This window comes from Pontibacter populi, assembly GCF_019336435.1.
Lineage (GTDB): Bacteria > Bacteroidota > Bacteroidia > Cytophagales > Hymenobacteraceae > Pontibacter > Pontibacter humidus.
On the sequence record NZ_JAHWXQ010000001.1, the window covers coordinates 1 to 12,963 of the forward strand.

A 12,963-nucleotide genomic window follows, 5' to 3' on the forward strand; every position below is an offset into this window, starting at 1 on the left:
TCGATCTGAGCAGCGGTGATCGTTGCCTTACCCGTAGCATCCAGCTGAACGGTGAGGTTCTGGGTTACTACTATTGGGCTGGTATCGTCCTTAACTTCTACCTCCTGTGTTTGTATCGAGCTGTTACCGTTACCATCATCATAAGTCCAGGTAATGGTATAAGTACCCTGTGCTGTATATGTAGTTGGGTCTGAAGTGGTACCGGTAACCGTGCCTGCAACGTTATCGGTTGCTGTTGGGGCTGTAGCAGCTGCCGTGCACTGGCCTGTTATAGTTGGCAATGTAGCTAAAGTCGGAACCGGCTTTTCATTATCGGTTACCGTCACTACCTGCGTTGCTGAGGCTTTATTGCCCGCTGCATCTGTAACCTCCCAGGTAACAGTTGTATTACCTAACGGGAAGTCAACTGCAGCATCATTTGTTATGATAACATCACTGCAGTTATCAATAATTACCGGTGTACCCAATGCCACACCTGAGGCTGTGTTTTTACCCGCATCTGTACTAACTGTGACAGCAGCAGGCGCAGTGATGGTTGGCTTGATCGGGTCAACTATAGTTACTATAGCAGTTGCCGTTTCGCTGTTGCCTTTCACATCGGTAACAGTAAGCGTTACAGTGTTAACACCAAGTTCAGCGCAAGTAAAGTCAGTCTTACTTAAACTATAGCCATCAGTTGCGATAGAGCAGTTATCAGTAGATCCGTTATTGATCATAGCTGGTGTTATAGTTGCTTTACCAGTTGCATCTAACTCCACAGTGATGTTTTGTGTGATAACCTGTGGTTTTTGCGTATCGGTAACTATAACCTGCTGCGTTGAAGTAGAGATATTACCATTACCATCATCAAAGCTCCATGTAATGGTATGGGCGCCAAGTTCGGAATAGGTTAGCAGATCAGTAGTTGTGCCAACTATAGTTCCGCCACAATTATCTGTTGCTTTTGGTATAGTAGTAACTGTTACTGCACACTCGCCTGTTACTGCCGGCAATACAGCAGCATGAGTTGCTGCATCCTGATAATGTATGGTCATGGTACCACCATTAAAATAGGCAGTCCACCCCGGATAGGTATCAAAGTCCATACGCATATAGTTATTTCCACCATATACATACCCTGGAATCTCGCCTTTATAATTGATGGTAAAATCCTGGTTGTAGCCGAAATACTGGCTACTACCAATGTGTGTACCTGAAACTACCATTCGAGCCCATTGCCCTGTTCCTCCACTATTTTGGTCCCTTCCCGAATATTTTAGTGTGATGCCAGTAACTACAGCCCCAGCTGGTAGTGGGTCAACAAAACTGTGGGTGTACATTGTCCAGTTTCTTGAAAAACCGGCAGGAATGTTAATCGTCTTCGAAGCAATATTAAGAACTACAGGAGCCTGTGTATCTTTAACTATAACTTCTTGTGTCTGGGTTGTTGCGTTACCCGCTCCATCAGTGTAAGTCCACGTAATGGAATAAGAACCCTGCGTTGTGAATGTAGTTGGATTAATAGTGGTAGCCGTAACCGTACCTGCAACATTATCGGTTGCTGTTGGGGCTGTTACAGTTGCCGCGCACTCGCCGGTTATAGTTGGCAGTGTAGCTATAGTTGGTACCGGTTTCTCATTATCTGTTACCGTCACTACCTGCGTTGCCGTAGCTTTATTGCCTGCAGCATCCGTAACCGTCCAGGTTACAGTGGTATTGCCAAGCGGGAAAGTGGCAGGCGCATCATTCGTTACACTGGCTCCCGAACAATTATCAGCTGTAATTGGTGTTCCCAGTGTTACATTCGATGCAGTACTCTTGCCTGTATCCGTATTAACTGTAACAGCTGCCGGAGCAGTGATGGTCGGATTGATCAGGTCAGCTATAGTTACTGTAGCCGTTGCTGTTGCTGTATTGCCACTCAAATCGGTTACGGTCAGTATCACATCGTTAGTACCCACGTTGCGGCAATCAAACGAAGCCTTGGACAAGGTCATAGTTGCAATACCATCGTTATCGCTGGAGCCATTGACTATAGCTGCTACCGTAATAGTTGCCGAACCAGATTTGTTCAGTTGAACGGTAATATTCTGGGCACGTACCACGGGCGCTGTTTTATCAAAAGTAACACTGCTGCCGTTAGTAGTGGAGCTGGCTGTTGTGCCCGAGTTGTTTGCCAGGTCCTGATAGGTAATGCTAAAGGAAACCGTTCCTTCCGGATCTGCCGTAGTTAAAGTATAGGTGGCGGTGTAAGCAGTAGTGCTACCAGCCGTTACCGTAGCTGGTTGTCCAGCTATAACAACTGTTGGAAGTGCTATTGGCTTAGAAGCTTCTAAACTAAGGGTAACAATATCACCTGGTTTCGCTTTTGTAATGTCATTGTTAGACGAGGCAATAGTTACTGTTTGCAGTGTTGGTGCAATAGCATCTACTAAAACACCTGCTGTAGAAGGAGCCATCCCGCTCAGCGATAAGACAGCCGCATTGCCGACAGCATCCGTTATAGTGCCGCCATTTAAGGCAATTACTTCCAGGGCGATGCCGTTCATATCCTGTTCACCCTGCTGTACAGTATAGCGGAAAATCAGGGATGCTGAACCGGAACCACTCACATAAGCTGCTTCTTTGGAAGTAGAGCCAATGGTAAGTCCAAATGTTGGAGTACCGTCTACTGTTCCGATTGTTACGATTTCATCGAAGTTAACTGTGAAGTCCAGGTGCTGACCCGCTCTGTAGGTACTGTTAGCTGGTACGGAGAGAGAAGTGATAGCTGGCTTGGTAGTATCTATAGTGTAGACCTCGCCGGAACTATAGCCTGTACTTAACACATTCCCTGCCGGATCCTTGATGCCGGTACCACTAGCTTTTGCATCCAGACGCAGGTTGCCGCTACCGCTAATACCAGAAACTGTTATCTGGTAATTCTTCTGCGATCCGCTAATACTTGATATGGTGCCTGTTACAGATCCTGTAGTCGTCAGGGAGAAATCGTTAGCATCAACGCCTGTAACAGCCTCGTTGAATGCTACCAGATAGGTAACAGTGCTCGCGTTTGTAGTTGCTGTCATTGGGTTGGACCGGGTAATGCCTGTTATAGTTGGAGCTGTTGCATCTACCGTCCAGGTATAAGTATCTGGTGTTGCATCTATATTTCCAGAGACATCTACGGCTCTTACCTGTAGGCTATGAGAGCCTTCGCTCAACCCCGTTAGGCTAAGTGGTGAAGTAGCTGGAGTAAACTCACTACCATCCACGCTTGCATTGAAGGTGCCCGTCTCGCTACTTGTGAAAGTAAAGGTAGCATTTGCTGCATTAGTTACGGAAGCAGGCCCAGCGGTAATGGTCGTTTGTGGGGCAGTTGTATCGATTGTTACACTTAATCCCGACGAAGCAGGGCTCTCGCTACCTGAGCCATCTATCGCTATTGCCGTGAATGTATAAGTTCCTTCCGCTAAAGTGCTGGCGGTTACGGACCAGGCACCTGAGCTATTAGCCGTAGTACTGCCAACCACTGTACCATTTGCATACAATTTTACGGTAGCGCCAGATAATGCTGTCCCTTCTAAGGTAGGCGTATTATCATTAGTGATATTATCAGTGTTGCCTGAACCTGAGTCGCTTGAACTTAACAGATCCGGCGTAGATGGTGCTGCCATGCCAACTACAGTAACAGTTTGTGTAGCAGTGGCAAAATTTCCTGCAGCATCTGTAACCGTCCAGGTTACTGCGGTGTTTCCAATAGGGAAAGTAGAAGGTGCGTCGTTTGTAGTGGACGCTATGGAACAGTTGTCGGCAGTAATGGGGTTGCCTAATACGACTCCTGACGCTGTGCCTTTTCCAGCATCTGTATTAACTGCAACAGCTACCGGCGCGGTTATAGTTGGCTTGATGTTATCAACTATAGTTACTTCAGCAACTTCAGAAGATGTATTACCGCTGTTATCTGTTGCATAAACTGTTACATTTTGATTACCAAGACTATTACAGGTATAAGTAATGCTCTGAGCAGGAGCTCCATAAGTGGCCTCAACATACAAACGTTTTACCGTCCCGCCACAAGGATCTCCGAACACCTCGTTACTGGCACTAATGGTAACAGTATTTTTACCGAGAGCCAGATTCTCAACTATAGATTTGCTATCAGCAACATGACACCAGCCAATCGAAAAGTTACCACAAGTACCATCTGGCATACCGTAACTCGCGAAATTTATGCTAGTAATTACGGTACCTGTTGGTGCCGCAAGAATTACTTCACCGTTCTCATTTGCAGTGGCACATATTTTTCCGGAATTAGTGAAACTTAACGTATAACTTCCGCTATTATCAGTTGTGCCGTTATCAAAATCCAATGGAACCACAGTAGCGTTACCATTAGCATCCAATGCCACAGTAATATTCTTGATTTTTATTGAAGGAGCTTCTGTATCTGCCAGAAAAGTAAGGAAAGGTTTTACCTCAAAACTTTCTATACCATCAACACGAAAATAATACTTCCCCTCTACTACAGATGTTGTCGGTTTTAACACCCATTCAAACTCCTTCACATACGATTCATTATTAAATACAAGAGAACCCGATGGAGTGGCACTGGTAATTACCTGGCCTGCTCTAAAAACCTCACCATCATTCAACACCAGTTGTTGGGTTGTCGGACTACCTTCTGGCACAAACGCCCCTGAGGCCATGACAAAGTGCTCTCCAGAAGTGCTTGTGGACGTTATTTTCGTAAATGGTCCTTCAGGATTTCTTGAATAACTTAGTCGGTTGTCAATTGAGACATTATCAGATGAAGGACTATTAGAGCCAGCGCTTGTATTGACTTTGATTCTTAAACGAATCGTTTCATTTACATTACTAACCTTAATTTCCTCTTTTTCTGCACCTTTCCAGGTAGCCGAAGTTTCAGATCCATCGTCATTTCTCCAGCGCCAACTACCATGAAACAGCATAGGAGAAGCTACCGCTTCGAGAAGCAAGCAACAGAAGAAAAAAAACAGTAAAAGTCTTTTCATTTTAATTTGGCTAAAAAAGTTGTTGAGTTGTATAGTAAATCATTGTGTTTTGTCCTAGTATTCAATCCTCTGAGCTGTTCAGGCTCGGGGTGAGAAAGCGGGTTTTGTAAAAGCTGGTAAGTAGAAGTAAAGCAATAGCCGAAAAAACAGCGTATATAAAATAGTGGTTAAGTGTCGGAATATGATTGGGGTGAATAGCTACCTGTTGTACACTGCCTTGATCAGACTGAAACCGGGCACCAATGTCACCATTAGCACGTATTACTCCGGAAATACCCCTGTTACTATTGATAACCAGATCCTTTCTTGCTTCTATTGCCCTTAACCTGCCATTGTAAAAATGTTGCTCGGTTATAAAGGATTCAGAAAACCATCCGTCGTTTCCTAAATTGATCAGGAATGAAATCTGATCGGTGTCATATCTGTTTAGTAAGGCAGGCACAGCTGACTCGTTGCAGAGCAATACTCCCGCATTGCCCCAAGGCGTTTTAATGGCCTGTTGCCTTATGCCTTCCTGTACAATCAGCCCGCTACCAGCCAGAAAAGGGAGAATTATATTGCCTGGATTATTAAAAAGTGGCGACTCAACAAGTGAGAGCAGTTCTCCCTTATCATAGCGGTCTACTACACCACCCGTTGGGTTAAAGAGATAAGCAGAATTGTAAACAGCACTATTATTCTCTGCAACAGCAGTACTCATGCCCAGCAAGTAGTGGGCTTTAGTAACAGATGTGGCTTTGGAGATTTCTTTCAGAAAGTCGTCCTCGGCATTATAGGTCCAGGGGATAACTGTTTCAGACCATAAGATAAGATCTGAGTTGCCAGCTGCTGCCTGCCTGTTTAAAGAAAGCAGGTTCTGGACTAAAGCATTTCCATTTTGTTCGTTCCAAACCGTTTCCGGTGACAAAGATGCCAGGATGAGCGATACACTTACTTTAGGTTTAATCTCAGCACTTACCTGTTGTGAAATATTTGCATAAAGAAGGGCTCCAAACGCAAAATGAGCTGTTACTATAAGAGCAGGAACCAGTACCAGCCTCCAGGCTTTTGCATGAACTGCATAGCTAAGAGTATAATTAACTATAACAACCAGAAATGATAAGATATACACACCGCCTACTGCAGCAGGCTGCGCCAGGAATAGGTTTCCAGCCTGAGAAATACCTATACTATAGCTCATCCAGGGCATACCAGAAAAAAGAACGGCACGAAGCCATTCTACAGTAACCCACAAAGTGGCCATCCACAGTGCATTACCTATAAATGCGGATAGCGTAGCAGCTGAAAATCTTACCTTAAAATAAATGAGGAACTGGAATGCGTATGTGCATCCAATGATCAGAGTCGAGAGCAGCCAACAAAAAACTCCTAACCATACGCTACTCTGTGCATACTGCACAATGGCAGGAACCATCCAGTAGTTAAGTACCCCTGCAGATACTACTCCAAACACCAACCCTTTATAAATTGCCTGTCGTGCCTGGGTTATGCTGAAAAGAGAGAGGAATAAAAAACTTAATGCAAACCAAGCTATAGTATAGTTTACAAAAATTAAAGATAGGCTTGTAAGGATTGCCGATACAACGACAGACACATAACTATAAGATGCAGCAAAATTTCGTAACTGTATCAGCATCCTGTTCCAGAGATAACTAGTCCGAAACTTATACTACCAAATAACAGCTTTACCCGCTGCCACGCAATGATGGATTGCAAACACACTCTCGCAGTAAAGAGTGAAACTTGTTTCATTAGAAGTGGGTAAAAGTTTGGCTAAAAATTGACTATAAGGCACTTATAAGTTTTGCTTCTCTTAAGCAGGAAGCGGTCTGTTCTTCATTGTTTTCTGTAATAGAGCAAGGAGCGGGTAATAGGTAATGTGATACAGGAACAAGTATATTATCTTGAGACCCTATGCATCAGAAAACTAACAACTGATTTACTGTACTATGTTAGTCTCTCAAACATCAGGGAATCAGGATGCTTACTTATCAAAGCCTTATAATATGCCTGCAAGTTACTTTTAAGGATATAAAGGTTGTTATACAGGGTTGCACTAATTTGTCCTGCTTTGAAAACGGAGACAAATTAGAAATTTATAAAAGGATAAGTTTTAACTATTAAATGCAATTATGATTACATCAGAACATCCAAAACGTCAACTACACCTATAAAAATCACAAATAGTAGCTGGTAACAGTTTTGTACTAGTTTATAGTTGATTTAACAACGAAGGTGCTTCTTAGTGGGGTAGCCGGGAAGTTCAAGATCACTAAAAAGAGCTCACAGTTTACCGGCATTGTTATAACAGTGCACAGGAACGGATAACTCAGGAGAATAGGCCGATAGGTGCTTAGCCAGAGATTTTCGTAAAAGCCATGTATTCTTTGGGACTGATGCCCTCCATCTTTTTAAAGGCTTTATAAAATCCGCTTCTGGAGGTAAACCCTGCCTGCAGGGCAAGGGCTTCTATTGTAAAGCTCTGCAAAAACTCTTCTTTCTCTAATTGTGCTTTTATATAAGAAATGCGGTACTGATTGACAAAATCTTTGAAGTTGGTTTTGGCATAAGTATTCAGGGCAAGAGAGAGTTTGTAAGCCGGAATGCCCAGGCGCGCAGCTAAACTATGAACCTTAATTGTTTTTTCTTTGAAGCATTCTGTTGTCTGCATAAATTGCTCCACCTGCTGAAATAAACTTTCAGTGTCAGTATCCTGCACAATTAGTTTGTTCTGCTTTTTAATGCGGGAGAGTGTTTCCGGTTTCATATCCAGAAAAGAAGCAATGCATTCCAAAGGGAGGCGGTCGATATAGCCTGGTTTCGATTTTACGAAATAATGATAGCGCTCCGAGGCGTTTCCAACGCGTACCACATGTGTCCGCTCCTGGGCATCGCGGTAATAGTCTTCGTATACCTGCCGGATGATGTAGTTAAGATCAAAAAAACGCTTGTACCAATCTTGTAGTATGTCTGTATGAACTCCCAAAACCAGAGTTGGCTCAATGGCAACTATAGCTTCCCGGGAGGGTTGCGTGCCGTAAAGTCCTGAGAGGGAACTGACAAATTCATTCTCAACAGAGATATAAGTAGTTATCTTTTTATGCTTGTGTAAGGAATAAGCCATCATGGCACCTTCCCTTATAAAATACATATAGTTGCACTTATCCCCCTGGCGTAGCAGGTGCTGTCCTTCCTGTAGCTGAATGGCGATGGCATGTTTATAAAATTCACCTTGCAGTTCCTGACTTACCGGATGCTGCATCGACAACAGGCCCAGGATGTAGGTAATATCTTCCGGATTTACTTGTATGAATTGTAAAGGTTTTTCACGCATCAGATGTTCCGGTTTGTCAGGTTAGAAGTTTAGCAAAAAAGCCAAAATGAATATAGCTTTCATCCACTTGAGTAAATGTAAGTAAAATATCAGGTTATATATCAACCTGTTATATACAATTTATTTAATATTTATTACCGGGTCAGGCTCAAACCTGCTACACCATACCCAACCTACATTTCAGTTAAGTAAAATCCAGGACTTGAAGTGGCGTCATTTCATCCAAATTTTCCTGGTATATAGATGATTTGTTTAGACTTCCAAAACCCTGAACTATAGGCCACTGCGATTTCAAAACTCATACTATAGCGAGTCAAAAGTGAGGAATTTAGCATTTTAAGAAACGAATTAACATGTTTAAAACTATTTCAGATTCATGTTAACAAGCAGGCAATTTCCGGGGATTTAGAATTTACATATCTTCGTACAAAAGCCATTACGCTGGTGAACTTTGACAAACTAACCTATAGACCTGGCAATAAAAAAGCTGGCTGATTCTCAGGATCAGCCAGCTTGCTTAATTTCTATTACCAAAAAGTAACTTTACCTGATCTTCACCACACGCATATAATCCAGCATGGCCTGGTTTACTTCACCGTTCATGTTTTCGTTGTGTGGCTCAAAGGTCAGGCTTATCGTTTGCTTTCCTTTTTTTAGCGCAACCTCCACGGAGTTGGTAAAGCCCCAGTTATTCCATTCGTCGGTACCACGCTGTGGGAGCACGATGGTACCTACAAACTTGCCGTTAGCTTTCAGCGATCTGAGGGCCGCTTTGTTGCTGGTGTTTATCGGGCCGTTGCCGTTGGCATACCAGAAATCGACTGCATAAACCCCATCTTCAGGCACAACTATAGTTACTTTTACTTCTTTGTTCTTCTGCTTGCTGATCTCTACAAAGCCGGTGCCTGAAAAGTCGCGGTAAGGCTGGGTAGCTTTTGGTGCAAATTTCTCGAGCTCGTAAACCAGTTTGTAGGTATCGGCAACTATAGCCAATGGTTCGCTCCCGAACGATGTGACGCCATTTTTGTCTTCAGCCAGCACCATGTACTCGGCATAAGTACCGGGGCTCACATTCAGGGTAGTATTTGTCGTTCTCTCCAGCAGCTTCCCGTTTTTCATTACCTGGTAGGCAACAGCACCGTCTATAGCTGGCCAGCTAAGCTTTCCTGAACTATAGGTTACTTTCGGCGTGTCTGGAGAGGTGTAGCCTTCGGTTTGGTTGGACTTCCCTCCTGCTTCGTTGTTAGCCAGCTCAATTCTTATAGTATGCTTGCCCGTTAAGTTGCCAGGTATTACTGGCTTCTCCATCGGCTTGCCATCCATTGTTATCGATTTGATCTGGTTGCCATAGCCGCTTACTTCCAGATCGAGCACGGCCTTTCGGTAGCTATAGTTGGTAAGCTTATGGGTTCCGGCAAAAGCCTTCGGCACAAATGGTTTCAATTCAATTTCGTTGGCTTTGAAGTCCATTCCGAAGTACACTTTGTACACCATGCTCAGGCTACCGGCCAGGCTCCACAACATGTTGCTGGAGTTAACCTGTGTACCGGCATAATCCCCGGAAGCAGACACAAAGTTTTCCTTGTTGGTCAGGAATAGCGCTGCCGGGCGGTAAATAGCGCTGATGCTTTCGGTCAGGGCTGTTTCGTTGCCGGCATTGGCTGCGGCTAAACTCCAGTACGACTGCACAAACGGCCAGGTAGCATTGTTATGATACGGCGGGATGCCCGGTATCTGTGGGTAAATGTTCGGGATACCAAAATCCGTAACCGGCGTGCTGGCAACTATAGTTTTGCTGCGCGCGTCATCGGCAATATCAAAAATTACAGTTAAGGCTTCTCCCAACGCCTCGGCTCTCGGCGACAGGATTTTATAGTTCCGGCCATACAGGTACTGCGCATAGTAGCCCTTGTCTTCCAGCCACAAATGTTTGTTTATTCCTTCTTTTATACCTGCTGCAACTTCCCTGAACTTCGCAGCAGACTCCTTGTCATTAAGCAGGTCGGCCATCTGGGCGGCTACCATGTTTGCCTGGTAATGTGCTGCATTGGTACCGAGGTTTTCAGATTCAAAAATATCGGCAGGCTGCATCCAGCGCGGGTAGGTCTGCTCACGCCAATCCAGGAACGACGATTCGCCGCGCATCATGCCTGTTTTCGGGTTAAAGGCATTTTTCTGGTCATCGAGTAACGACTTTTTGATGATCGCATACGTCTCCCGCAACCACTTTTCATCGCCGGTAGTTTTGTAAACTTCCCAGGCAGCCACGGCCCATATCACACGGTCTGTCGAAACAGGGTATGCACCCCCGGTCCCGGTATCCTGCACAATGCGGCCATCTTTAACTTTGCGCATCAAACTATACATCGATACTTTCGGCTGCACCTGCGCCATCGACAGAATGATACTATAACTGATATCGCGGGTCCAGACGCCAGCCCACTCTTTTCCTGTTCTCAGTGTACTATCCGGCTCCACGGCATTTATCATCTCTTCCAGGGCCAGGTTGTATAACGCATTTGCCACCGGGTAATCAGACTGGTACTGCGGAAACGCGCTTGTGTTATGCGACATGGTCCATTGCTGGGCTGTCATTTTCTCGTCGCGGTTTTCGTTCATCAGCAACGTGATCTCGTAAATGCCGTCGCCGTCCGGATCAGTCAGTTCCGCTTCTTTTTTGCCACCCAGGTTATCAAAATCCCAGCTCAGCGGGTCGGTTCCGCCGGCAATGTAAACGCCTTTAAAATCTTCTTTATAGATCTTATCGCCGGTGGGCGTTGTGTAAAAACCCTGTTTTTTAAGAGCGTCCAGCACCGGATTCATGTTCAGGCGAACCGTCATTTTGCTGTTCGGAGCCAGGTACACATCTTTCGGCACTTCTGCATCATCTTTCATCTGCTTTCCAAATGTGATAACCGGCGTAACGCAGGCGCCATCCGCAGGAATACATTTGAAGAAGTGATCTGTGCCGGGTACCATTTCGTTGTCGCGGCCGTTAATGGCAAACTTAAACGTTACGCCTGGGCTCATGAACAAATTAACCGGGCTCTTATAGTTTGATGTGATCTCAGTTGGCGAAAGTATGCGCGCCACATGTTCACCCTGCACCACACTGTCCGGGTAAATAGCATAAGCACCTGACTGGTATATAGCTTTGGCGGCTGTAACTTCTGATTTCATAGTTGTATCAGCGGTTGGTTTCTGCGACTGGCAAGCGCCCATTACAAGCAAAGAGAACAGCAAACTTGACCTGAGGGAAATGTATTTCATGAGGTTATATTTTGTGTAAGCTCCGTGAGCTCCTAACTGTAGTTGTAAAACCTAAATTTACTATATTTTTGATGATGCCCCAGCACTAAAGCTACCATAAACTATAGTTTGATGACATGCAAAAAGGAGCTGACCACTTTATCGCAGACAGCTCCCTCATTATTTGCTGTAAACTATAGTTTACTCCTTCCGTGCAGAGAATTTGTAGATGGTAGTTTCGTGGTATTTTTCTCCCGGCTTGATAACCGTGTTCGGGAAACCAGGCTGGTTCGGAGAATCCGGAAAGTGTTGTGCTTCGAGGCAAAGCCCGCCGAAACTGTTGTAGGTTGTTTTGTTCTTTCCGGTTAGCGAGCCATCCAGGTGATAGGCCGTGTATAGTTGGATGCCCGGCTGGGTGGTAAACACTTCCATCACACGTCCTGTAGTTGGCTCATAAACTGTAGCGGCCTGCGTTAATTTCTCTCCACCATTATTGATCACATAGTTAAGATCATAGCCATAGCCCTGCAGGTTGTTAATGCGCGTACCAACCGGTTGTGGCGTGGTAAAATCGTAAGGCGTGCCTTTTACAGATGCCAATTCGCCTGTCGGGATAAGTGCTTTATCCGGAGCAGTAAACTTATCGGCATTTAGCTGCACAACATGGTTCAGAATATCTTTTTGCTGGCCGGCGCTCAGGTTAAAGTAACTATGGTTGGTCAGGTTTACAGGCGTGGCTTTGTCGGAAGTGGCTTCGTAGTCTATCTTCAGGCCGTTGTCTTCGGTTAAACTATAAGTAACGATAGCTGTCAGGTTGCCCGGGTAGCCTTCCTCCATATCTTTACTAACATAGGTAAGCTTTATGGCATTTTGCTCCGGCAATTCCTCCGCCTTCCAGACTACCCTGTCAAAACCAATATTTCCGCCGTGCAGGTGATTCGGGCCATCATTTGTAGCCAGTTTATACTCCTGCCCGTCGATTGTAAACTTACCATTAGCAATACGATTTGCATAGCGGCCAACTATACCCCCGAAGTGCGGATCGTTCGGCACGTAGCCACTTGCATTGTCAAAACCCAGCGCTACATCGCCCATATTACCCTCTCTGTCCGGGGTAATGATGGAAGTAACTATAGCGCCATAGTTGGTAATTTTTACCTGCACGCCATTTTCGTTAGTTAATGTGTAAAGCTGCACTTCCTCGCCATTCGGAGCCGTGCCGAAAGATTCTTTGGTGATCGTCGTTCCTGGTTTTTCTGTATCGACAGTTGCAGTCTGTGCCATATGCTGTTCAGTGTTGTTGCAGCTGTTAAGTCCTGCTGTTGATAGTATCCCGAACAGGGCAAGCAGTAGCTGGTGCCTTAAAGGTTGTTTCTTCATGATTCC

At 44.9% G+C, this 12,963-nt stretch carries 5 protein-coding genes; all 5 read right to left on the reverse strand.

The features are described from left to right. A partial coding sequence (locus tag KYK27_RS00005) for an Ig-like domain-containing protein (protein ID WP_199108033.1) occupies positions 1 to 4,994 on the reverse strand: 4,994 nt, incomplete at its 3' end. A gap of 61 nt (positions 4,995 to 5,055) precedes the next feature. Further along, complete coding sequence (gene lnt, locus KYK27_RS00010; RefSeq protein WP_233150186.1) at positions 5,056 to 6,630, reverse strand: apolipoprotein N-acyltransferase; 1,575 nt, start codon at positions 6,628 to 6,630, stop codon at positions 5,056 to 5,058. Positions 6,631 to 7,347: 717 nt separating this feature from the next. Further along, a complete protein-coding gene (locus KYK27_RS00015; RefSeq protein WP_199108035.1) occupies positions 7,348 to 8,328 on the reverse strand; it encodes a helix-turn-helix domain-containing protein in 981 nt (326 codons plus the stop codon). Between the two features lie 543 nt (positions 8,329 to 8,871). Beyond that, complete coding sequence (locus tag KYK27_RS00020; protein WP_199108036.1) at positions 8,872 to 11,598, reverse strand: MGH1-like glycoside hydrolase domain-containing protein; 2,727 nt, start codon at positions 11,596 to 11,598, stop codon at positions 8,872 to 8,874. Positions 11,599 to 11,778: 180 nt separating this feature from the next. Continuing rightward, entirely contained in the window at positions 11,779 to 12,957 is a 1,179-nt protein-coding gene (locus KYK27_RS00025) for an aldose epimerase family protein (RefSeq protein ID WP_199108037.1), read from the reverse strand. Between the last annotated feature and the right edge of the window lie 6 nt (positions 12,958 to 12,963).

Excerpts from the sequence above, each read along its gene's own strand:
- KYK27_RS00025 (WP_199108037.1), bottom strand. The coding sequence starts at position 12,957 with ATGAAGAAACAACCTTTAAGGCACCAGCTACTGCTTGCCCTGTTCGGG.
- KYK27_RS00020 (WP_199108036.1), bottom strand. The coding sequence starts at position 11,598 with ATGAAATACATTTCCCTCAGGTCAAGTTTGCTGTTCTCTTTGCTTGTA.
- lnt (WP_233150186.1), bottom strand. The coding sequence starts at position 6,630 with ATGCTGATACAGTTACGAAATTTTGCTGCATCTTATAGTTATGTGTCT.
- KYK27_RS00015 (WP_199108035.1), bottom strand. The coding sequence starts at position 8,328 with ATGCGTGAAAAACCTTTACAATTCATACAAGTAAATCCGGAAGATATT.